Source organism: Limisphaera sp. VF-2, from assembly GCF_049537125.1.
Taxonomy (GTDB): domain Bacteria; phylum Verrucomicrobiota; class Verrucomicrobiia; order Limisphaerales; family Limisphaeraceae; genus Limisphaera.
The window spans coordinates 92946-115758 of the sequence record NZ_JBMVQY010000002.1 but is presented as its reverse complement, the minus strand read 5'-3'; the positions used below and the strand labels follow the sequence as shown (position 1 = coordinate 115758).

At 63.5% G+C, this 22813-nt stretch carries 15 protein-coding genes; all 15 read right to left on the bottom strand.

What is annotated here, in order from left to right:
- Positions 1-30 precede the first annotated feature (30 nt).
- The gene (locus tag ACPDIT_RS07915; protein ID WP_423442659.1) at positions 31-3993 is read right to left on the bottom strand and encodes a hypothetical protein; all 3963 of its coding nucleotides are present in this window, start codon (positions 3991-3993) and stop codon (positions 31-33) included.
- Positions 3990-4820, bottom strand: a complete 831-nt coding sequence (locus ACPDIT_RS07910) for a PilW family protein (RefSeq protein WP_423442658.1) — start codon at positions 4818-4820, stop codon at positions 3990-3992. Before ACPDIT_RS07910 ends, ACPDIT_RS07915 begins: the two co-directional genes overlap by 4 nt.
- 44 nt (positions 4821-4864) lie before the next feature.
- Positions 4865-5719 carry a type IV pilus modification PilV family protein gene (locus ACPDIT_RS07905; RefSeq protein ID WP_423442657.1) on the bottom strand — a complete coding sequence of 285 codons (855 nt, stop codon included), beginning with the start codon at positions 5717-5719 and terminating at the stop codon, positions 4865-4867.
- A 17-nt stretch (positions 5720-5736) separates the two neighbouring features.
- Positions 5737-6627 carry a pilus assembly FimT family protein gene (locus ACPDIT_RS07900; RefSeq protein WP_423442656.1) on the bottom strand — a complete coding sequence of 297 codons (891 nt, stop codon included), beginning with the start codon at positions 6625-6627 and terminating at the stop codon, positions 5737-5739.
- Positions 6624-7490, bottom strand: coding sequence for a type II secretion system protein (locus tag ACPDIT_RS07895; RefSeq protein ID WP_423442655.1), 867 nt, complete (start codon positions 7488-7490; stop codon positions 6624-6626). The genes ACPDIT_RS07900 and ACPDIT_RS07895 overlap by 4 nt, the downstream gene beginning before the upstream one ends.
- Before the next feature lie 149 nt (positions 7491-7639).
- Positions 7640-8356, bottom strand: a complete 717-nt coding sequence (locus ACPDIT_RS07890; protein ID WP_423442654.1) for a type II secretion system protein — start codon at positions 8354-8356, stop codon at positions 7640-7642.
- Positions 8353-8646, bottom strand: a complete 294-nt coding sequence (locus tag ACPDIT_RS07885; RefSeq protein ID WP_423442653.1) for a CopG family antitoxin — start codon at positions 8644-8646, stop codon at positions 8353-8355. The genes ACPDIT_RS07890 and ACPDIT_RS07885 overlap by 4 nt, the downstream gene beginning before the upstream one ends.
- A 47-nt stretch (positions 8647-8693) precedes the next feature.
- Positions 8694-8981 carry a hypothetical protein gene (locus ACPDIT_RS07880; protein WP_423442652.1) on the bottom strand — a complete coding sequence of 96 codons (288 nt, stop codon included), beginning with the start codon at positions 8979-8981 and terminating at the stop codon, positions 8694-8696.
- Positions 8982-9186: 205 nt separating this feature from the next.
- Positions 9187-10509 carry a type II secretion system F family protein gene (locus ACPDIT_RS07875; RefSeq protein ID WP_423442651.1) on the bottom strand — a complete coding sequence of 441 codons (1323 nt, stop codon included), beginning with the start codon at positions 10507-10509 and terminating at the stop codon, positions 9187-9189.
- Between the two features lie 33 nt (positions 10510-10542).
- Positions 10543-12243, bottom strand: coding sequence for a type II secretion system ATPase GspE (gene gspE / locus ACPDIT_RS07870; RefSeq protein WP_423442650.1), 1701 nt, complete (start codon positions 12241-12243; stop codon positions 10543-10545).
- A gap of 11 nt (positions 12244-12254) precedes the next feature.
- Complete coding sequence (locus ACPDIT_RS07865) at positions 12255-13373, bottom strand: type IV pilus twitching motility protein PilT (RefSeq protein WP_423442649.1); 1119 nt, start codon at positions 13371-13373, stop codon at positions 12255-12257.
- An 80-nt stretch (positions 13374-13453) separates the two neighbouring features.
- A complete protein-coding gene (locus ACPDIT_RS07860; RefSeq protein ID WP_423442648.1) occupies positions 13454-15169 on the bottom strand; it encodes a GspE/PulE family protein in 1716 nt (571 codons plus the stop codon).
- 897 nt (positions 15170-16066) lie between these two features.
- Positions 16067-19477 carry an efflux RND transporter permease subunit gene (locus ACPDIT_RS07855; RefSeq protein ID WP_423442647.1) on the bottom strand — a complete coding sequence of 1137 codons (3411 nt, stop codon included), beginning with the start codon at positions 19475-19477 and terminating at the stop codon, positions 16067-16069.
- Positions 19478-19493: 16 nt separating this feature from the next.
- The gene (locus ACPDIT_RS07850; protein WP_423442646.1) at positions 19494-20954 is read right to left on the bottom strand and encodes an efflux RND transporter periplasmic adaptor subunit; all 1461 of its coding nucleotides are present in this window, start codon (positions 20952-20954) and stop codon (positions 19494-19496) included.
- A complete protein-coding gene (locus tag ACPDIT_RS07845) occupies positions 20951-22450 on the bottom strand; it encodes a TolC family protein (protein WP_423442645.1) in 1500 nt (499 codons plus the stop codon). The genes ACPDIT_RS07850 and ACPDIT_RS07845 overlap by 4 nt, the downstream gene beginning before the upstream one ends.
- Positions 22451-22813 lie beyond the last annotated feature (363 nt).

The window sequence follows — 22813 nt, the reverse complement described above, 5'->3', positions numbered from 1 at the left end:
AGCATTTCCATCCATGGCGCCCGGAAGTCCTCAGTCCGGGCCCAGCCAGTTGTATTGTTCCACAACCATGCGCGGGTTTTCCGGCGTGCCTTCCATCCTCACGACGGCTCGCAGCGCGCTTTCCGCGGTGATCTGGTAGTTGTCGTACATGCCGGCGAAGGGACCGCTGGCGATCCGGCTATTGGGCGCCGGCCGCAGTGCCTGGCCGTACGCATAGATCACGAACCGAGGCTGGTCGATCTTCAGCAGGCCCAGAATCTGCTGGGGCAATCGTTCCACGGCAGCATCCGTCAATCCGTACTGGAGCTGCAACGCGGACCAGTTCAAAAAGGGTGAACGGTCGGTGAGTTCCGGCACGGCCAAGATGTCGCCCGTCCGCTCGAACACCTGTCGCGGGAAAAGATTCGTGCTGGACCGCGTCTGATTGATGCCATACACCAGGCGGACCACGGGCGACCAGGTGTTCGTGTTGAACGGATTGTAGATCCCCGCGGGGGCGATCACGAAGGGTTGGTAATGCTCCGCGAGCCATCCCCGTTGCGGGTCTCGCAACCACCGCAAGCGCACCTCGTCGTCGGGCAGGCTGTTGGTCAACGCAATGACGCCACTGAAGATGGCCGACCAGGCTGCAAGATTGGTCTGGTTGACCGAAAGTTTGCCCCGCGACGAGACCAAGTCGTAATCGGTGGTGAAAAGGTCGAACAGCAACCGATCATAAACCGGAGCCGCATTGATGGCGTCGAACAGATTCGTGTTGCCGGTCCAATCCCTGCTCCAATACGTGCGTCCGGCGTCGTCGGCCAAGATGTTGCCGGCCTTCAGGTACACCGTTTGCCACGGGGTGCCACGATGGATTCGTCCCAACCAACCGATATTGGGCAGCGAGTTGGTGGGGAACTCCCAGTCGTCCGAGGCCCGGACGCCCGGATCCTTCAAGGCCATGTCGAACGCCCGCGGGTCGGTGCTACCCAGCGGATGGCCGCCCCAGGGGCGGAAACGGTTGTTCAAGCGACCGATGTTTTCCAGCAACTGGACCGGCACGCCGGGACGAATGGATTCATCGCGAAGCTCCTCCTCCGCCGGCCAGTAACGCAAGTCCGAGGCCATGGCGTGGACCAGGGGATCGTTCGCCTGCCAGGTATGGTGGCGAGAGATCCGACGCGACGGGGTAAAGGGCACCTGTTGTTCGAGGTTGGTATTCACCAGGCCTCCGTACCGCAGCGGAGCCAGTCCCAGAAAGGCCCGGAAAGAGTCGATTTCCCACTCGCGGCTCATCCGCGGCGGGAGCCCGTAGTTCAACCAGTCCACCGTATTGCCACCATAGTCACCCAGAGAGATTCGGATCTGATAATTGATGCCGCGGGTGACATGGTTGACGGTATTCCCACCGATGCGATTGGTGTCCCACAACAAACCCCATGCCAGGCCGTTGGGATCATCCGTGCGGGTGCGGCTGAATTCCTCTGCAAGATCCCGAAGTTCGTCGAGTCCGTTCAACTGCACATAGTCGAGGATCGGTCCACTGGGCCCATCCAACTGGATGATCGCCCGCAAGCGTGCCTGCACGAGCAATCCAAAACGGGGCAGCGGGAAGCCGGGGATGTTGGGGAATCCCAGCAAGTTGGTGTTCAGGTTCGGGGAGTTGTTCTCCCAAAAGGCCGGCGGCACGAAGGTGATATTGGTTCGAACCGGGATGACGAACGACGCCGGCTCGGGGCTTTGCAACGCCCGGTATCCGGGCCACCGGACCAGGTTCGTAACCGCAACAAACGGAATACGGTTGCTCAGCACGGCACCCGAGTTGAGCCGCATCAGTCCGTACTCGTTGGTCAGGACCATCGTCACGTCCCCAACGACCCGAATGTGCACGGGATTGGTAAAGTCCACCCGATACGAATTCCACAACTCCACCGCGAGCGCGTTGGTCAGGCTGACGATGTAAAGCTGGTTGGTCTGGAACTGACTGTGATGGGCATTGACCGAAGGCTTTCGAATCTTCACTTTCCGCGTCACCTCGAACACGGTTTGCATGGCGAATTCATTGAAATTGGGCAGGCCCGACTTGGCCCCGAGGATCCAGGGCACCCCGTACACGTTGACGCGCAGGTTGGAGCCCTGGCCCACCTCCGAGGGCTCCACGGGCGGCAGGAGGTACGGCGTGGGATCGCCCACGACCTGCTCGTAGCCCGTGATGAACACATCGGGCCCCTGCCGGCTGAAGAGGGGTCGGAACACGGACGGCAATCGGTTGGTGTTCTGGGCATCGTACATGTTGGCGGCCAACTGCAGCAGCCGGTTCACCGCCGGGGTGTACACGAAGCGGTTGCTGATCCATACCGGGATGTTGGTGATGCCGAACGGCTGGTTGGTGCCATAGGTCAACAGGTAGTCGGCGGGGCTGCTGCGCAGCCATTCCGCCGTGTACGCGCGCAACATGCGATCGGCGGCGTTGGTAAAGAACGCCAGGGGACGCCACGGATAATAGTTGGTCGGACTGAAGACCCCGGAAACCGGGTTGGCCGTGGTCAAGTTGTCGAAGGTCAAATGCATGCGCTCCGGCGGCACGGGTTCCGAGTCGGTCCCCAACTGCTGCAACAACCGGTAAAAGGTGTAGCGGTCATAGGTGTTGGTTTTCGCCGAGACCGCCAGGAGACGGTCGGTAAAGCTGAACAAATCGGGCTGAGCCGGCGAGGTTTTGGTTTTATCGAAGAGATCCTGCATGCTGAAAAACGCCCGGGGATTCTCCGCGCCGGGCCAGGCGAAGTTGACCCGCAATCCGTCATTGTCGATCGGCGGCAAATGCACCCCGGTCAGCAACGGACCGTTTAACAGGTCGTCGATCCGGTTCGTGCTGAAGAACAGGGTCCCTGCGGGGCCGAACCACTGGCTGACCGAGGGCAGGTTGTTGTAGCTCAGGTTGTATCGGTAACTCAGCAGGGCGACCGCATCCTCAAAGGCGGTCCCACGGCTCGGCTGCGCGAGGTTGGTGATGTACAAATACGGAACCGACGCCGGATACGACTCTTCCAATCCGGGCAAGTTTCCCAAGTTCCACAGGTTGGTGTTCAGGTCCGCCAGGAACGCCGCGAGGTTGATTTCGAAGGGGGCCACGCCCATGTTGCGGACGAAGCCATCCCAGCGCGGATTCAACATCTTGGCCTGGTTGTGGATCGCGTTGAGGTCGAGCGTCTTGCCCGCGGGCAGGGCCAGCCAGGCATAGCGGGCCACAAACAGGTTCGTCGAAGAATGCGGTCGGTCGGGCCGTTCGAGCACCCCGATCCACTCGGGATCTCCCACCATGAATTGAAACACGGCGTTGCTGAGGCTGGTGGTTTCCGTTCCGTCCCACGCCAGATACCCGCCAGAAGGTGTGATGACGGGTTGCCATCCATTCGTGTCGAATCTGCCATTGCGATTGAGGTCCAGGTAGTAGCGAAACTCCACGGTCCCATTGGCATTGGTGACGAAGACCGGAGGGCGCGGGTCGTAATAAAGGTTGGCCAGGTTTTGACGGTAATCGTCCACGTTCAGTGGCGCGCCGTTGGCGTAGGTGTAACTGACGTTGGTCAGCCAGTGCCGGGCCGGGGGCAGGATCTGTCCGCGCGGGCTCTGCCGGGGATCGAAGCCCAAAGGATTGATGTAATTGGTGGACACACGGAGGTCGTAGAGCGCCGGGTTCGTGAACGCCAAGATGGGAGCCAGCAACTGTGCCTGCGCCCGCTCCAGGGCCTGTTCTGCCGCCAATCGGGCCCGCGCCTGGTCCGAGCTGGTCGTCACGGCCCCTTTCTCCCGGCGGGTCAGCACCAGGAATGCCACCGCCAGGAACGTAATGACCGACAACATGATGACCGTCACGACCAGGGCCACACCCCGGCGCGAGGCCTCCCGGGGCGAGGTCCGTTGGCAAACAAGGCCGGCCGGTCGGGGTGACCCGTCGGCGGTCAAGGCGGGCAGTTCTCGCACAGGGGAGAGTCTGGCTGCTGACAGGTTCATTGGTAAGCCGAAGGATCCACCGAGGGGATGTTCACCCTCTGACGGAACAGGTGCGTACGGCCTGCTTGTTGTTCCAGAAACTGGCGACGCGCGGTGGCGTCGGGAATGGACGCGGCCCGTTCCCAGGTGCGACGTTCCACCACGCCCAATTCGATTTCCACGGCCGCCGGCACGGCGTTGCTCTTGAACACGTAAAGGCCCACTTCACCCGGGACCACGCCCGAGGCGCGAATGTCGGTCTTGTGCCGGTTGAAATTGTTGGGCAGGTCCTGAGTGATCCAGACCCCATTGGTGTCAAAGGCGCGGACGCGGAAATGGACGACCCCATCCGCCACGCGGTTGAAATTGGTCAGGGGTGTCTTCATGAACTGAAGCAACTGCGCGCGCAAGGACTCGGGACCCAGATTCGTGGCCGCGTACCGAAACAGGGTGCCGCCGCCCGCGTCCGGCGTGCCCACCCGGTAGCCGATGGCATGCCAGCGGCGGTTTTCCTGGATCAGGAAAAACAGGTCCATCAAAACATTGGTTCGCCGTTGGTCGCCCGGAAGGGATTGGTAAAGCGGTTGATACACAAACGGCGGCGGAATCTCGGCATAAAAGTTGGGCACTCCCGAGAGGCGGGAAGGGGCCAGTTGGACCAACTCCTGACCGAGCATCTCGGTGACCAGCCGGCCGGACTCGAGATAGTCCGTCTGGGTCAGTCCGGCCCGGAACGCCCGTTGCGTCTGCCCGAACATCGCGACCAGACCGAGGACGATCACCGCCAGGAGGGCCGTGACCAGCAGGATTTCGATCAGCGAAAACCCCCTGCGAGCCGCTCTCGGCAAGGCGGTGGCTGATCGCCGTGGGCGAGGCTGGTGCGTCGTGACCTTCATGGGTACCTCGCAAAGGTGCCCGGGTGGAAAAAGTTCAGCGGGCCTGCATTGCTGCGCACGCCGCTGACGGCCCCGCGGAACACCATGCGACCGTTGCCCGTCTGGCCGTTGGGTCGCAGGGGCCAGGTGAAAAGCAGCCGCACCTCGTGCAGGTTGACGTGCAGGTTCCGGGTTACCCACCAGTAATTGGAGCGCTGGACCATCTCCGCAGGGGACAAGCCGGTCGCATCGAAGGCAATCCAGTTGGTGTCCCAATGCGTGTAGGGCATGACTTCCGAAACCATGCGATACCGAAAGGCCAGTTCCTCCACCGCCGGATCCCGCTGCGGGAACTTTTCCACCGCCGACCCGCTGAAGGCGCGCACATGAGCCACCACGTAGTTGCTGCGGAAGGCCACGGGTTGGAAAACGTTGGGCAGATAAACATACCGTGGCGTGCTCAGAACACCTACAATCGTATACCCGTTGGTCAGGGGAAGAAACGGAGGGGGAGAAATGCTGGTAATGTCGGAATTGGTGCGGGTGTAGAGGTCGCGTCCCTGCCCGAGCAGGGTGCCGTTCATGCTCCAGTCGGCCCAGTGGACCGTGATGGTTTCAACCGCATTGGTCAGATCATCATACCCGCGGGCCCCCGCACGAATCGCACTGAGCCAGACCTGGGCGTCCTGCAGAATCACCGTTTCCTCCCGGTTTTCGCGCTGGACCTGCAAACCCAGAGGGAGCACCCCAACGATGGCCACGAGGGCGAACCCAATGATCGCCAGACTCAGGGCGATTTCCACCATGGTAAACGCCGCCTGCCTCCGGCCGCGGACGTTTTTCGCGGTGGGGCTCCGCCCCAACGGGTTCATGCTTGGCCGACCGATTCTCATTGCACCTCCTGCCGAATGACACGCGCGCGACCGGTCAACCATTCGATACAAACCAAATTGAACGCGTTGGTGCTGTTGCCCGGAGGACGCTCGGTCACCGAGGGCGGTTGTTGCAAGGGCGCGCCCTCACGGGTGTAAGCTGCCGATACTCGCCCGCGGGCCAGTGGGATGTAAGCGTCCCGCAGTCCGCCCGGCTCGACTTCGGATACCAACTGGCCCAGGTGATTGAAGGCCAGGTAAGGAAGCCGAAAGTTGGTCGAACCCGTGGCGGAAGGGAACGGGATTCCCATGTCGGGGGTGGTCCATCGGAAGGGCGCCACTTCGTACACGCGCCGGGGTGGCAGCGGAGGCGCCGGATCGTAGATCCGCACCCGGGGCCCGTTGTACTGGAACTTCCAAGGAGGAATGAAAACACCCTCGGGCAGGGTCCGCCACGCGGTCAAGTAACGAGGATTCCGTGCCCCGGGTTGGTCACCCACGCTCCGGACGGTGATGAAATTGTACCCGATGAGTTGCTTGTCATAGAGTTTTTCGGCCCTGGCCTTTTCTTCAGAGGGCAGGCTTTGCCAGGCAGCCGCGTTGCCGGGGGCGCTCGCATCGCTCCAGAATTCGGGCGGGACAAAGACCATGTACACGGTCGTGCGCTGGCTGATGGCCAGTTGGCGGGCGCGGCCGAGCTCGTCCATGAGATGGCGTGTGCCGGAGACCTGGGCCTCTGCCTGAGCGAAGTTCTTCAGGGCCGGGACGGTTAGGGCAGCCAGTACGGCCATGATGCTGAGCACCACCAGCAGCTCGATCAGGGTAAACCCGTTCGGGCCATGGCGGCTCCAGTCATGCCGAACAAGGCTGCTGTGACTCGACGACTGTCGTTCGGCCGGCCTCATCATTCCTTCCAGCTCAGAATGTTGTCCCGGTTGGCGCCCCGGTCGGCTTTCTGATTCGGATCCACCATGCCGTCCGGCCCGGCCGACCAGACCATGATGGGGCCATTGTATTCATAAAAGGTTTGGTTTGCGACGGTCTTGCGGAGCAGTCCATTCAGGCCACGGGCCGGATTGGCAGGGTCGGCGGAAACCTGGGCAGTGCGATAGAAGGCGTCCCGGGCGGTTTCGTCGTAATTCAGGTCCATCGTGATGATGTACGGGTTCCCCCACGGATCCCGGTACACACCATCCAGGCCCACGCCGGGGTCGGTGGTCGTACTGACCATCTTGGGGTTGATCAGCTTTTGTCGCTGAGGGTTCCGCCGATGCCCGGCATTGACCTGGTTGACCTGGGGGGTCGCCGACGGGAACGACTCCACATCCATGAGGATGGCCATGACCTCGGCGTTGTTGGCCACGCCCGGGCCACCCGCCGTGTAACCGGGCGTGCCAATGTTCATGACCCCCACGGGCGTCCGGAACTGGCCGCCGTAAGTGAAGTCGTCAGGCGGGTTGAGTTTCGCGGCGGCTTGTTGGGCTTCGGTGGACGTGGGAAAGCGGCTGTACATGGTTTCGTATTGTCGGATGGCCTGGACCAAATCCGCGATTTCCATCTGGGCGCGTTTCACCAGGGCCTGGCGTTTGGCGCGTCCGAGCGTGGGAAGTAAGAGGCCCGCCAAAATGGCGATGATGGAAATGACCACCAGTAACTCGACCAGCGTGAAGCCCCGTGCTCGGACCTCGTAGGACCTTCGCCGCGGCGCACACCGTCGGAACGACGCGCCGTGGTCGGGAAGGGTCCCGGGGCAAGCACCCGGCTCGGGCACGGGCCGCCGCGAATGGGATCCGGCCGAACGAAACCCGCAAACCGGAGGTTCCCACCTCGTCTGGTACCAGGCCACCGGGACGGACCGTCTGGAGGCCTGCCGCATACGTTGGAAAAGGGCGAAACACATGACGCAAAAGCGGTTGACGGTTAGGGTTGGCTCACGATTTGCACTTTTTGGCTCCAGTTGGAAATGCGGTTCGTCTTGCCCCCGATGAGCACATCCACCCAGAGATCGAACCCGCCGGGATTGTTGGTTGGGTTTTGGGAGACGTATCGCCACGGGTTGACCCCGGGCGCGGTTGGGATGGGCTGGTAAGGGTGGGTATCCGGCCAGTTCACGGAGCAGGTCAGAAGGCGCACGGTTTGCCCTCCAAGCGTCACCTCCCGGTAGTGGCCGGGCCTCACCTGGGTAAGGAACGACCGCGCCCGGGCAGCGTCATCGGGATCCGTAGCCCTCGTGGTATTCAGGAAGCCGCGCAGGGCGGGCCGGCCGTCCACGGTCCCGAACACCGCGCTGAACGCGGCGTCGGTGTCCCGGATTCGCACGGTGCCATCGAGCGTCTCATACACGCGTGTGTCCGGGAGATATCGCGTCCCGAGCAGTTCGAAGTAGAGCGGGTTGATGACGGGGTTGCCCGGGTTGTCGGGCGGGTACTGGCCGTAATGGTCCTTGTAGGCCTCGATGGCCAGGGAGATCTGTTCGAGCTCGGCCTGAGCTTTGGATCGGATGGCCCGGGCCTTGATGGCGGCGCTCAACGGCAGAATGAGCCCGGCCACCACGGCGATGATGGCAATGACCACCAGCAATTCAATGAGCGTAAAGGCCGCCCTGCGGGCCATCGTCATGGTGCGATGCGCTTTCATGGATGCCGGTTTGGGCCGCGATCTCGCAGTTCCTGCTCCATGCGTTCGCTGAGCCACTGCTTGATCATGCTCTGATAGTTGAGGTACCGGGATCGGGCCAGCCGCTTGATCCGGGCCAGCATGCGCGGGTCCATGCGCAGCGTGATGGTCACGGACTCGGTGAGATCGCCGCTCCCGGCCACGGCGCCTTCCATGAGGCGCAAATCGGGTCGGTTTTCCGACCAAAAGTCGGCCTCTGCCTCTTCGCTGTCGAAGAGGGGTACTTCTTCCCACGAGGTAAACGTGCGCATGGCGACCTAGAGTTGTTCGGCCCGCGCCTCCCTGGCTGCGGCGGGCTCTACAGGTTCAGGCTCTCCTGCATCTTGCGCTGGTAAAAAAACTGCTCCTCCGGCTCGAACGGGCGAGCGAAGATCACGCGGATCAGTTTGCCATTGGTGCGGTACACGCTGAAGATGCCCCGCCCCGCGGCGGACATGCCCAGGTTGAAGAACCGGGCCTGCTTGGCGAAGCGGGGCGAATCGGGCATCAAGCGGACGGCAAACGGATCTTCAAAGGATTCTTCGATCTCCCGTTGAGTCAAAGAACTGTTCAGAGCGAAGGGCGGGTTGGACCAATCGAACTCCATTCCGGTTCAATCGTCATGCCATCGCCCATGCATTGTCACTACTTTGTATTTACAGGCACCGCTCCGCTTTGTCAACCAGGGCAATGGAAGCCTGCTGCGCCGCCTTCCATGTCATCGACCGTCCTGCGGCGGCATCCCAACCACGCCGCCACGCCGGCCCCGAACAGGGCGTTCCTCACAAGCCGATGAGGCGGACGTCCCTGCGTCAATCCTCCGCCCCGCGCCGACCGCCGCCGGCTTCGCCCACCCCCTCCATCAGCTTGATCAGCGGCAGGAACATGGCGATGACGATGCTGCCCACGATGACGGCAAGGCAGACAATCATGATCGGCTCCAAGAGCGAGGTCATCGCAGCCACGGCGTTGTCCACCTCGTCATCGTAGTTGTCGGCGATTTTCAGCAGCATTTCCGGCAGGGCACCGGTCTGTTCGCCCACGTCCACCATGCTGATGACCATGGGAGGGAACACGCCCGAGGCTTCCAACGGAGCGGTGATGGTCTCTCCCTCCTTCACACTGTCGTGGACGGCGGCAATGGCGTTGGCGATGACGACGTTGCCGGCGGTTTCCTTGACAATGGTCAGTGCCTGCAAGATGGGCACGCCGCTGCTGACCAGGGTCCCGAGGGTCCGGGTGAAGCGGGCAATGGCCAGCTTGGAGATCAAGGGGCCGATGGCCGGCAGTTTGAGCTTGATCTTGTCCCAGATCAGCCGGCCCAGCTTGGTCTTGGTGGCCAGCTTCAGAAGCACGAAAAAGCCCACGATGACTCCGAACGTCATCAGGATGTTCTCTCGGATCACCCGGCTGATGTTGAGTACGAGGCGCGTGAAGGCGGGCAACGCTTCCCCCTCCAGCAGGCCGGCAAACACTTCCTCGAACTTCGGAATGACGTACACGGTCAGCACCGTGATGATGGTGGCAGCCACGAACAACACCGCCACCGGGTAGAACATGGCGGCCACCACCTTGCCCTTGATCTTTTGGGCTTTTTCTTGGAACTGGGCCAGACGGTTCAGGACCACTTCCAACACGCCGCCCATTTCGCCGGCCTTGACCATGTTTACGTAGAGGCGGTTGAAGATCTTGGGGTGCTGGGCCAGGGCTTCCGAAAACGTGCTGCCGCCTTCGACCGCCAGGGCCAGCTCGCCGATGACGTTTTTCAGGGTGGGATTTCGCTCCTGTTTCTCCAAAACGCGCAGGCCGCGCAGCAGGGGCAGACCGGCATCCACCAGGGTGGCCAACTGTCGGGTGAAGGTCATGAGAACCTTGGGTTTCACCCGACCGCCCAGGCCCGGAATCTTGATCTGGATATCGAGGGCCCCCCGTTTCTTTCCCTTGGCGGCCGGGCGTGCCGGAGCGGCCTTGCCCGTCTTTTTCGCCGCCTTCGCGCCGTCCACCTCCACGATCTTCGTGGGGAACAGGTTCATCTCGCGGATGCGGCCGATGGCCTCGTTTTGGGAGGCGACCTCGATGACGCCCTTGACCTCCTTGCCGTGGGCGTCCATGGCAACGTAGCTGTACTTGGGCATGGCGGCTCCTGGGCTGGATGAGTGACGATGGTCTTACGTGTACTTGACGACCTCTTCGATGGTGGTCTCCCCTTCAAAGATGTTCCGCAAGCCGTCCTCGCGCAAGGTGGTCATGCCCAGTTCAATGGCCTTCTGGCGCAGGACCACGGTGGGCGCGCGTTCATTGATCAGGGCCCGAATCGGCTCGGTAATGACAAGGAGTTCGAAGATGCCCTTGCGGCCCTTGTAGCCGGTGTCGTTGCAATTGGAACAACCGCGGCCGTAATAGAAGACCTTCTCGCCCAGGTCGTGCGGGGACAGGTTCAACAGCGCCAACTGGCTTTCGGTGGGTTCGAACGGAGTGCGGCACTCCCGACAGATCTTGCGCACCAGCCGCTGGGCCAGCACCGCCACCAGAGTGGACGAAATCAGGAACGGCTCGGTGCCCATGTCAATCAGACGGGTAACGGCTCCCGGGGCATCGTTGGTGTGCAACGTGCTGAGAACCAGGTGCCCGGTCAGTGAGGATTGAATGGCGATCTGGGCCGTTTCCAGGTCGCGCATTTCCCCGATCATGATGATGTCCGGGTCCTGACGAAGGAATGCGCGCAGGGCACGGCCGAAGGTCATGCCCACGGCCTCGTTGATGGGGACCTGCATGATCCCTTCGATGTCGTACTCGACGGGGTCTTCGGCGGTGAGCAGTTTCGAGTCGATGGTGTTGATCCGCCGCAGGCAGGCGTACAGAGTGGTCGTTTTGCCGCAGCCGGTCGGGCCGGTCACGATGATGATCCCGTTGGGCCGCTGGATGGCCTCGGTCATGTAGTCGTAGATGAATTTGGGGAAGCCGAGGTTTTCGAGTTCAAGATTGACCGTGGACCGATCCAGCACACGGAGCACCACCGACTCGCCGAACTGGGTGGGGAGGGTGGAAACGCGCAGATCGACCACCCGTCCGCCGATGTTGTGGGTGATGCGGCCGTCCTGGGGGAGCCGGCGCTCCGAAATGTTCAGGTTGGCCATGACTTTGATCCGGGAGATGACCGGCAGCGCCAGATGTTTCGGAGGCGGGGTCATCTCGTAGAGCGCACCGTCCACCCGGTATCGGATCTTGAACTCGTCCTCGAACGGCTCGAAATGGATGTCGCTGGCACGGTCCAAGATGGCCTGCTGGAGCACCAGGTTCACGAATTTGACGATGGGCGCCTGATTGGCCAGGTCCTCGGCCACGGAGATGTCCTCACTGGCTTCCGCTGCTTCCCGGGCCAGCTCGGCGTCGGCGCCCAATTCTTTAAGGACTTCCGACACGCTGGTGGCTTCCTCGCCGTAATGGCGTTCGATGGCCTTCTGGACCTCGGCCGGGTCCGCCACCACGGGTTGGATGTCCCGTTTCACCACGAAACTGACCTCGTCGATCTGGGCCGGGTTCAAGGGATCGGCGAAGGCCACCTTCAGGGTGGAGCCGTCGTCCTCGACGGGAATGCACTGGTAAAGCCGGGCGGTCTCCGCCGGAACGAGCTCGAGGACGTCCGCAGGGATCTGGCGGTCGCGAAGGGAAACGACCTCGGTACCCAGGTGATCAGCCATGACGTGCAGGATGGAGTCCAGGTCCAGCACGCCATAGTCCTGCAGGACCTGGATGACCGGGTTGCCGGTGCGTTTGCACTCGGCCACCACCTCCTCGTACTGGAGGTCGTCGATGAGGCTGCGCTCCCGCAGCAGGGCCAACAACGGACTGTGGAATTCCTCGGCCATGACTCGTCCCTTCAGCCTTTCCGGGCCCTGCCATGGCCCTCGGCGCCCACGGCCCGGGCCAGGTCGAGCTCCTGCAACTTCTGCTGGACCGTCACGGGATCCATGGCTTTGGTGATGACTTCTTCCCGAGCAATAATGCCCTGTTGGTACTTTTCCAGCAAGAAGCTGTCGAGGGTGACCATCCCGTACTTGGCACCGGTTTGGATGTCCGACTGGATCCGGAAGGTCTTGTTGTCGCGGATGAGGGCCGCAATGGAGGGGGTGTTGATCATGATCTCGAAAACGGCGACCCGGCCCGGCTTGTCGATGCGGGGAATCAGCAATTGAGAGATGACCGCCTGCAGCACGGTGGACAGCTGGATTCGAATCTGCTCCTGCTGGTTGGTGGGGAAGGCGTTCACGAGACGGTCGATGGTCTTGGCGGCGCCGGTGGTGTGCAAGGTCCCGAACACCAGGTGGCCGGTCTCGGCGGCGGTGATGGCCGCGTCGATGGTCTCCAGGTCACGCATCTCGCCGACCAGGATCACGTCCGGGTCCTGTCGCAGGGCCCGGCGCAGGGCCTCGGCGAAATTCGGGACGTCCACGCCGATTTCGCGCTGGGTGACGATGGCCTTCTTGTGCGTGTGGTAGTACTCGATGGGGTCCTCGATGGTAATGATGTGGACCTCCTCCCGCTCCTCGTTGATGATGTTGATCATCGAAGCCAGGGTGGTGGTTTTCCCCGAGCCCGTGGGGCCGGTCACCAGAATCAGGCCACGGGGCTTATACAGCAGCTCCTTGACCGAGGGTGGGATGCCAATCTCCTCCATGGTCAGGAGCTTGTTGGGGATCTGGCGGAGCACCAGGCCGAAGTTCCCCTTTTCTTTGAACACGCTGACGCGGAACCGGGCCAGATCGCCGAAAGCAAAGCCGAAGTCGGCACCGCCGCGTTCGCGCACATGCTGGATGTGTTCCTCCGAGGTGATGCTGCGCATCAACTCCTCGGTGTCTTCGGGTTTCAACGCGGGGCCCTCCACCCGGTGCAGGATGCCGTGGACCCGGATCACCGGCGGGGTCCCCACGCGAATGTGCAGGTCGGACGCGCCCTCGGACACGACCAACTGCAGCAGATCAGACATCGAGTAGGACATGGCTTGCTTCGTCTCTCCCTGGTTACGGACCGGCGCGGGCGCCGAGCCGGGCGGGCTCCTCCCACCCGGACCGGCCAGCCTCAGGCTTCATCGCCCACCGTGGCGCGGATCACCTCCTCCGGCGTCGTCAGGCCGGCCAGCACTTTGCGGACGCCGTCCTCGCGCAACGTGCGCATGCCCATCTCCCGGGCCCGATTGCGCAAGACCGAGGCCGGCACCTTCTCGTAAATCAGCTTCCGCGCCTCGTCGTCCACGACGAAAATCTCGAAAATCCCCATGCGACCCCGGTACCCGGTATTGGAACATTCGGGACAGCCCCGGCCGGCCATGCACTTGGCGGTGGCCAGCTGTTCCGGGTCCAGATTCAACTGCCGGATCTCCGCCTCGGTCGGCTGCCGCGGCTCGGCGCATTTCTTGCAAACTTTTCGCACCAGCCGCTGGGCCATGATCGCCCGGGTGGAAGAGGCCACCAGGAAGGGTTTGACTCCGATGTCGATCAACCGGGTCACGGCACTGGGGGCGTCATTGGTGTGCAGCGTGGAGAAAACCAGGTGACCGGTCAGCGAGGCGTTGATGGCGATGGTGGCGGTCTCCAGGTCACGGATTTCCCCCACCATGATGACGTTGGGGGCCTGACGGAGAATCGAGCGCAGGGCGGTGGCAAAGGTCAACCCGACCGCCTCGTTGACCTGCACCTGGTTGATCCCGGCCAGGATGTACTCCACGGGGTCTTCCACGGTGATGATCTTGCGGTCGGGCCGGTTGATGAAGTGCAGGACCGCATAAAGCGTGGTGGTCTTGCCCGAACCGGTCGGCCCCGTCACCAGCAGGATGCCGTCGGGCAACGTGATCAAACGCTCGAACGTCTGCTGGTCGTCGGTAAAGAAGCCCAGCTCGGGCAGGCCCAACCGCAGCCCCTCCTTGTCCAAAATACGCATGACGATGCTCTCGCCGTGCGTCGTGGGGATGCAGGAAACACGCAAGTCCAACACCTTGTTGCCCACCTTGGTCTGGATGCGGCCGTCCTGGGGGATCCGGTGCTCCGAGATGGACATGTTGGACATGATTTTGATCCGGCTGATGATGGCCGCCTGCAGCCGCTTCGGGGGACCCTTGACCTCGTGCAGAATGCCGTCGATGCGGTAGCGGACGCGGAACCGCTTTTCCAGAGGCTCCAGGTGAATGTCCGACGCGCGCATTTTCACGGCGTCGGTGATGATGGAGTTGACCAGCCGAATCAGCGGCGCGTCCGCGTCCACCGCCGTGCCATCGTCCTCCGTCAGGGTCGGGGTGGCCTCCACATGCTCCCGGGTCAGCTCCTCGATGACGCCCTTGAACCGCTCGTCGTCCGCAACGCTGCGCTGGCCGCCATAGTACTTGGACAAGGCGGCCTCGATTTCCGGCTCCGAGGCCACCATGACCACAATTTCCTTGTTCAACAGGTGGGTCAGGGAATCGATGGTGGCCAGGTCCGAGGGATCGGACATCGCCACGGTAAGGGTGTTGTCGTGGAGGTACACCGGCACCACGCGATACTTCTTGGCGATATGGCGCGGGACGGCAGCAAGCACCTGGTCGTCGATCTGCATGCCGGCCAGGTGAACGACCTCGGCCCCGAAGTGCGCCGCTTTGGCCTGGGTCACGTCGGCCGGCCGAAGGATGCCGTTGGCCACCATGTAATCCACCACCCCCACCCCGGCGGCCTGCGCCTCCTTGCGGGCCTGCTCGACCTGGTCACTGGTGACAAATCCCAGGTCCACCAGCAAATCGATCAAATAATCGTCTTTTTCAGCCACAAGCGTGACGTCGTCGATTCCCCCGTTCGTTTCGAGGACACAAGAGACTAATCGCCCGACTTCCCTGCTGTCAAATGTGCACCCGGCCCGTGGCCTGATCCACTGGACCGGCCGCAAAACCGGCCGCCGGGCAGCGTCGCGAAGCCACGGAAGAGCCACCGTAACCGGCCTTTCGGGCCAGGCACGCCGCCCCGCACAGCTCCCCCGCGTTCGCCCAGCCCGGGTCAGTGAAGGCCGGCCTGCGGGGCCATCACAAAGGGCCCAAACAGGGCCTCAGGCGTTTAAAACCGTCACCGCAAGTCGTTGATCACAAAGCTCTGTTTTTCTTTGAAAAGCGCTCCTCAGCGCCTCGGAAGCCCTCGGGCGGCCCCCATTTCCAGCCGATCCACTTGAGAATCAGGATGAGCCAGCCCGGGGTCCAGAGGCCCCCGCAACCTTCGAATGCTCTCCGCCGGGGGACGTCACTCCGCTTCCGAGACCTCACCGCCCGGGCATCTGGAGGAGATGCCACTGCGCCGTGCCGCAGCAGCACTGGGGGACGTCTCGTGAGACAGGCACGAACGGGGGTGGCCCTGATCAGCCGCTGTCGCCCCCACGGCCTGGTCCCTCAGGGCACGGGCCGAAAAGTCTTCGACGACGGGCGGGGCTTGCCGGGAAGGGATCGACTGGTCCCTTTCGGGAAGAGCCGGCCCAGGGCCCCTGACTTCGTCGAAGCTACTGCCGGCTCAGCGCTGCCTCAGCGCCCACAAAACTCAAGCCGGTCATCGTTCACCTTGGAAACAGGAACGGGAGGGTCTTCCTGCCAGGCCGTGGAACGGCGGCGGCGCGACTTCCGAAACGCCACCGGTTGGACCCGGCCCGGGTGCCAGGAAGAAGCCGGTATTTTTGCGCCCGTCTTCAGGACGACGCAGTGCCGTGCCAGCTTTTCTCCCACTCGGCAAACTGGCGGCTCAGCTCCTCCCAGCTCTTCCGCGGGGGCGGAGGACCTTTGACCCACTCGACCTGACGGCCGCGCCACAGACTGTAGATGGCCGGCACGATTTCCAGCGTAAGGACGGTGCTGGTGATCATGCCGCCGACCATCGGCGCTGCAATCCGTTGGATGGCCTCGGCCCCTGCGCCTTCCGCCCACAGGGCCGGCACGAGGCCCAGGGTCATCATCGCCACGGTCATCAGTTTGGGGCGCACGCGCTGGACCGCCCCGTAGGTAATGGCCTCGAAAAGATCGTGTTGCGTCCTCATTCGCCCCGCCCGTTGCCAGGCATAGAAGGCCTCGTCCAGGTAAATGATCATGACCGTGCCGGTTTGGGCCGCCAGTCCGGCCAGCGCAATGATCCCGACCCATACGGCGATGCTCAAATGATAGCCCATCAGCCAGAGCATCCATACGCTGCCGGTCATGGCAAACGGGACGGACAAGAGGATGATGAGGGTCTCCGCCACACTGCGAAAGTTCAGGTACAGCAGCACGAAGATCAGCACCAGGGTCACCGGGACAACCAACTTCAGCCGCTCCCGGACCCGCAACATGTGTTCGTACTGGCCCGACCATTCCAGTCGATACCCGGCCGGCAGCAGGCCGGCCCGGATGATCTTCTCTTCCACGGCCCGGCGAGCCTCCGCCACGTAGCTGCCGATGTCGCGGTCGGCCACATCCACATAGACCCATCCGGTCAAGACCCCGTCTTCACTTCGAATCAACGGAGGGCCTGCGACCAGCCGGATCTCGGCCAACTGGGCCAAGGGCACCTGCGTTGCTGCGGCATTGGCCATGGCCTCGGCCCTGTCCATGCCTTCCATGGCCCCTGTCCCTGCCGGGGGAACCGGCACGAGCACGCGATGCAACTTCTCCACATCGTCACGCAGTTCACGGCTGTAGCGCACGTTGATGGAGTAACGCTCGCGGCCCTCCACGGTGGTGTCCACGGCCATGCCACCGATGGCCGTTTCCACCATCATAAGCACGTCCTCGACATTCAGGCCCAAACGCGCGATTTCATCCCTCCGTGGCACGATTTCCAGGAAGTAGCCGCCGGCGGTCCGTTCGGCATAGACGTTGCGGGTGCCGCGGACCCCTCGCAGCACGACCTCGAGTTGCTCGCCCAGCCGCTGAATCACCTCCAGGTCCGGCCCGAAGACTTTGATCCCCACCGGCGTCCGAATCCCGGTGGTGAGCATGTCGATCCGCGCCTTGATCGGCATGGTCCAGGCGTTGACCTGGCCGGGGATTTGCAGCGCCCGATCCATCTCGTCAATCAGTTCCTCCCAGCGGAGGGGCCGTTCTTCCGGCCAGATGCGACGCAACACACCGCGGAGCCACTCCGGTGCCCACTGCGAGTACCAACGTGGCCGCGGCACCTTACGCCACTCGGACTCGGGACGGAGCACCACGACCGTTTCGAACATCTCCAGGGGCGCCGGGTCCGTGGCGGTTTCCGATCGGCCCACCTTGCCGTGCACGGTCAACACCTCGGGAAACTGGGCAAGGATCCGGTCCTGGATCTGCATCAACCGGGTCGCTTCCGTGATCGAGATCGTGGGCAAGGTGGTGGGCATGTACAGGATGGATCCCTCGTTCAACGGCGGCATGAATTCCGAGCCCAGGCGTTTGTAGATCGGCCAGGCGGAACCCACCGCGAGCACGGCCAGCGCAATGGATAGCAGCCGCCGCCGCATGAGCATGCTGACCCACGGGTAATACAGCCGGTGCAGCAGCCGGCTGACCGGGTGCCGGTGTTCCGGAATGACGCGTGCGCCGGTCAGCCAGACAATCAACGCCGGGCCCAGGGTGACCGACAAAAACGCCGCCCAGGCCATGGTGAACGTCTTCGTGAACGCCAGCGGCTTGAACAGCCGGCCCTCCTGGGCCTCCAGGGTGAACACCGGCAGAAAACTCACCGTGATCACCAGCAGGGCAAAGAACAGCGGTTTGCCCAACTGCCGACAGGCCCGAATGATGATCTCCTGCCGCTGGCGGCGCGACAGCCCGGGCGGGGCATGTTCCAGGTGCTTGTGCACGTTTTCGACCATGACCACCGCCTCGTCGCAAATGGCGCCAATGGAAATCGCGATGCCCGCCAGGGACATGATGTTGGCCGTCAAACCCATGTAATACATGGGGATGAACGCCAGGCATACCGCGATGGGCAGCGTCACGATGGCCCGGACTGCTCCGCCGAAATCGAGCAGGAAAACGATCACGATGATCGCGACCAGGATGGATTCCTCGATCAGGGTCCGCCGCAGCGTCTGAATGGCGCGTCGGATCAGGTCCGAGCGATCGTAGGTGATCACCAGCTCGACCCCGGGCGGCAACGAAGGTTTGATCTCCTCCAGTCGGGCCTTGATCCGCTCGATAACCTGCAGGACGTTTTGGCCGAAGCGGACCACGACGATTCCGCCCACCACCTCGCCCTCGCCGTTCAAATCGCCGGCACCGCGGCGCATCTCGGGTCCCAGGGCGATATTCCGGGCCACATCACGCAATCGCAATGGCGTGCCGCGGCCATCGGTGCCCACCACCACGTCGCGCAAATCCTCCAGCGATCCGATGTACCCGCGTCCGCGCACGATGTAGGTGGTCCCGAACCGCTCCAGCTCCCGTCCGCCCACTTCGTTGTTGGCCGCCCGAATGGCGGCGATGATTTGGGGAACCGTGACGTTGTAAGCCAGCAACCGATTGGGATCCAACTCCACCTGATACTGTTTCTGAAAGCCGCCGAAGGTGGCCACTTCGGCCACCCCTTCCACGCTTTCGAGCCAATAGCGCAGGTACCAATCCTGGAAGGTCCGCAAATCGGCCAGGTCATGGCGGCCGCTGCGGTCCACCAGGGCGTATTGGAACCCCCAGCCCACCCCGGTGGCATCCGGCCCCAGGGTTGGCGTCACTCCCGGCGGCAGGCCACCGCTCAGACCCTGGAGATACTCCAGGACGCGGGACCGCGCCCAATAAATGTCGGTGCCATCTTCGAAGATGACGTACACGAACGAGTAACCGAAGAACGAGTACCCGCGCACCACCTTCACCCGAGGGGCCGCCAGCAGTCGGCTCACGATCGGGTAAGTGATCTGGTCCTCCACCAAATTCGGGCTGCGCCCCGGCCATTCGGTGAAAACGATTACCTGGACATCGGAGAGGTCGGGGATTGCGTCCAGCGGCGTGTGTCGCATGGCGTGGAGCCCCCACAAGACCAGCGCCCCGGTCATCATCAGGACCAGAAACCGGTTGCGCGCGCTCCACTCGATGAGCCTTTCGATGAGGCTGCCCTGTGCCGCCGGCCCGGTCGAACCCTGTCCCGAAGCATTCATGCCACACGCTCCCGGCTCAATGCGCATGGGCCCCCATGGCGGCCATCGCAGCCTTCAGCTGGCTTTCCGCATCCACCAGGAACAGCGCCCGAGTCACCACCCGCTCGCCCTCCGCCAAACCGGATCGCACCTCGTAAAAATCCTCCGTGCGCCATCCCACCTGCACCTCCCGCGGCTCCAAATGTCCGTCCCCGCGATCCACAAACGCCACCATCCGCAGTCCGGTGTCAATCAACGCACTCGCTGGCACCGCCAGTCGCTCCCCTGCATCCAGTACCAGTTCCACGTCCGCCCACATGTCGGGCCGGATTTCATGGCGGGGATTGTCCAGTTCCAGGCGCAGCTCGGCCCGGCGCGTCCGCGGTTCGATGTGCGGATACACGAAGCTGACCCGGGCCGGATAGGTCCGGTCCGGCCATTGGGGAAACCGCACGAGGGCCGGCTGTCCCACCGCAATGCGCGGCAGATCCATCTCAAACACAAACGCCCGCAACCACAACCGGGACAGGTCGGCCACCTCCAGCAGCGTCTCCCCTCCCTGAAACGCCTGTCCTTCCACGACGCGCTTTTGCACCACGTGACCCGACACCGGGGCGCGGAACTCGATCTCCGCGGCGGCCTGGCCTCGCTCCTCCAGCGCGCGGATTTCTGTCTCCTCCATTTCCAGCAGCTCCAGCCGGAGGCGGGCAGCCTCCCACAAGGCCCGGGCCGCTGCACGGGTTTCCGCGTGGGCATCCGGGGGCAACTGCTGCCACGCCCTCCAGGCCACCAAGTAGTCGTTTTGCGCGGCATACAGCTCCGGGCTGTACACGCGGAGCATGGGCTGGCCGCGTTCCACCGGTGCGCCCGTGAAGTTGACGTATAGTTTGCGCACCCAGCCGGCAAACCGAGGGGCGACGCGGTAAAAACGAGTTTCGTCGTGCTCCACGACGGCCGCCGTGCGGAGCGTTCGCACCAACCGGCGCCGTTCCACCGGGGCGAGGGTCAGTCCGATCAACTGCCTTTTTTCCGGAGAGAGATGGATCATCGTGCGTCCGGGAACGGTCTTCGCCCAAGCGGGCGGCGCCGGCGGCTGGTCCGGCCTGCCCTCGTCCGCCTTCTTTTCCACCAGGTGCATATCGCACTTCGGGCAGCGGCCCGGTCCGTCTTGGACCACCTCGGGATGCATGGGGCAGTAAAACTGGCCCGGCTGAATGTGCGCCAGGGCGGCGGATGGTTCGTGTCCCGAGGAGTCCCCGCCGGCCGGACCCGCGGTGGCCACGTCCTTGATCGGAACCAGGCGCATCCCGCAAATCGGGCAGTCGCCGGGCCGATCGGTGATGTAGGTGGGGTGCATGGGGCAGTGGTATTTCTGTCCGGCCGGGCCGGCCGGGCGTTGGCAACCCACCCCGGCCCATGCCAGCAATCCCAACACCACAACGAGCAGGAGGAATCTCCCGGTCTGACAGACAAGCTCCATCGAAGGTCTCGCGTTCATGGGCTGGTTTCTTGATGCGGCAACGCTGCGCCCGTGTCGGGGGCTTTTTGCGAGAATTCTGAGAATGCAGCCCGTGTTGCGGCTGGTTGCCCCCGAGCCTCAGCGGATGAGGAAAGCCATTCCGCACCTGCTGGAGGCAGGCCTGCAATGAGCAGAGACAACTCCGCCAGAAGAATCTCCCGACGGGCTCGGGCTTCGAGTTCCTGCAACCCCAGCTCCAGCCACGCGCGTTCGGCTTCCAACACCTCGATCAGATCCGTCCGTCCCACCCCAAGGCCCGCGCGGGCGGTCTCCAACGTCTGCCGGGCCCTGGGCAGGAGGCGATCCTGCAGCAGCGTCAGGTTTCGCGTCCACTGGCGGTATTCGAAGCTCTTGACGGCCAGGTCCACCGCGAGCTGGATCTGCTCGGCATTCAGGCGGGCTTGCGCCGCGTCCTTCTGCGCCTGAGCACGCGCGATTTCAGCGGCGATTTTGTCTCGCCACACCGGCAGGGTCATCCCGGCCAAGGGTCGAAACATCACCGGCGCCGCCTTCAAATCGGACATCACACCCAGACTGAAGTCCGGAACCCGCGATTTGGCGGCCAGCGTCAGGTCGGCCTCGGCCATTCGCACTTCCGCCTCCATCTGGCGGAGCCGCGGGTTCCGAGCAAAGGCCGTCTCCAAAAGCGTCTCGGCATCGACTTCCAGCGGGGTGCTTTCGAAGCGGGCAGGAAGCGGAGGGTCCGGGAGCTCCGGCCCGAGGCCCAGCGCGCCTTTCACTTGCGCGCGCCATGCCCGACGCAAGTCCTCAAGGTTCGCGATCTCGGTTCCCACGCGATCGCGGTCCATCTGGGCCCGGTAAACCGCCTCGATGGAGGTGCGTCCGGCAGCGTTTTGCGCGCGCGCAGCCGCCTCCAGCGCGTTCAGCACTTCGAGTGAGCGGCGCAGGAGGCGCAATCGTTCCTCCGAAAACCACCATTCGTAATACGCCCGTTGAACCTCATAAGCCGTCTGCAGCACCATCCGCTCGAACGCGAAGTATTTGGCCCGGCTCTCGGCGCCGGCCACCGCGGCCGCCGCGCGGAGCTTGCCCGGGCCGGGGAACTCCTGCATGACCCCCGGCATGACGGTCATCACCACATCCGCGATGTCCGATTCGAACGACAGGCGAGGATCGGGCAGCGACCGCGCAAGCGTGATGCGCTCCACAGCCGCAACCCATTCCGAATAGGCCGCTCGAACCGAGGGGTGATTGCGCACCGCAAACAGCACCAGATCGGGCAACGTGGCAGAGGGGCTCAACGCCGACGCCGGGCCGTTGGTGGGGTCCCTTTCCCACTGCACCCGCACCCGCTGCAACTCCGCGCGGGCCTGAACCTCCGGTGGCGTGGATATGCCGCGACATCCGCTTCCGGCCAACCCCAGGCCCAGGGTCATCGAAAGCCCGAGGGCTGTCGACCGCATCCGGACCACGCTGCCCGGGCTCCGCAGCCAGCGGCAACCCCACCAGCGCATGGCCCGGCCATGGATCCGTTGCCGCCCAGCTTCAGATTTCGATGTCATTGCACCCGGCCCGGCTCTGCCTCTTGGACGGTTCGCACCCGCAGTCGCAAGCTCTCCGCCCGGCTGACCCGCGATCGCACTCAGCCTTGGAACCCGTGCCGGAACCCGCCTCTCCTTTCGAAGTCCCGCAGCAGGAACCCTCAGCGCAAACTCTTTGCACTCCCGACCCGGCCCGACTGCCGCGACCGAATCGCCCGCCTCGTTCCCGGACCGCGCCGGCCCGACCCACGCCGTTGACCACCCCGCGCTCCCCCCGCGGGCTTCGTGCCCGTTCCGGTCGACGTGCGCGGCCAACACCTCCCCCGCCCCGCTTTC

What these genes read in the sequence shown, in the direction of transcription:
- ACPDIT_RS07915 (WP_423442659.1), bottom strand. Translation starts at nt 3,993, where the DNA reads ATGAACCTGTCAGCAGCCAGACTCTCCCCTGTGCGAGAACTGCCCGCC.
- ACPDIT_RS07905 (WP_423442657.1), bottom strand. Translation starts at nt 5,719, where the DNA reads ATGAACCCGTTGGGGCGGAGCCCCACCGCGAAAAACGTCCGCGGCCGG.
- ACPDIT_RS07900 (WP_423442656.1), bottom strand. Translation starts at nt 6,627, where the DNA reads ATGATGAGGCCGGCCGAACGACAGTCGTCGAGTCACAGCAGCCTTGTT.
- ACPDIT_RS07890 (WP_423442654.1), bottom strand. Translation starts at nt 8,356, where the DNA reads ATGAAAGCGCATCGCACCATGACGATGGCCCGCAGGGCGGCCTTTACG.
- ACPDIT_RS07885 (WP_423442653.1), bottom strand. Translation starts at nt 8,646, where the DNA reads ATGCGCACGTTTACCTCGTGGGAAGAAGTACCCCTCTTCGACAGCGAA.
- ACPDIT_RS07880 (WP_423442652.1), bottom strand. Translation starts at nt 8,981, where the DNA reads ATGGAGTTCGATTGGTCCAACCCGCCCTTCGCTCTGAACAGTTCTTTG.
- ACPDIT_RS07875 (WP_423442651.1), bottom strand. Translation starts at nt 10,509, where the DNA reads ATGCCCAAGTACAGCTACGTTGCCATGGACGCCCACGGCAAGGAGGTC.
- gspE (WP_423442650.1), bottom strand. Translation starts at nt 12,243, where the DNA reads ATGGCCGAGGAATTCCACAGTCCGTTGTTGGCCCTGCTGCGGGAGCGC.
- ACPDIT_RS07865 (WP_423442649.1), bottom strand. Translation starts at nt 13,373, where the DNA reads ATGTCCTACTCGATGTCTGATCTGCTGCAGTTGGTCGTGTCCGAGGGC.
- ACPDIT_RS07855 (WP_423442647.1), bottom strand. Translation starts at nt 19,477, where the DNA reads ATGAATGCTTCGGGACAGGGTTCGACCGGGCCGGCGGCACAGGGCAGC.
- ACPDIT_RS07850 (WP_423442646.1), bottom strand. Translation starts at nt 20,954, where the DNA reads ATGAACGCGAGACCTTCGATGGAGCTTGTCTGTCAGACCGGGAGATTC.
- ACPDIT_RS07845 (WP_423442645.1), bottom strand. Translation starts at nt 22,450, where the DNA reads ATGCGCTGGTGGGGTTGCCGCTGGCTGCGGAGCCCGGGCAGCGTGGTC.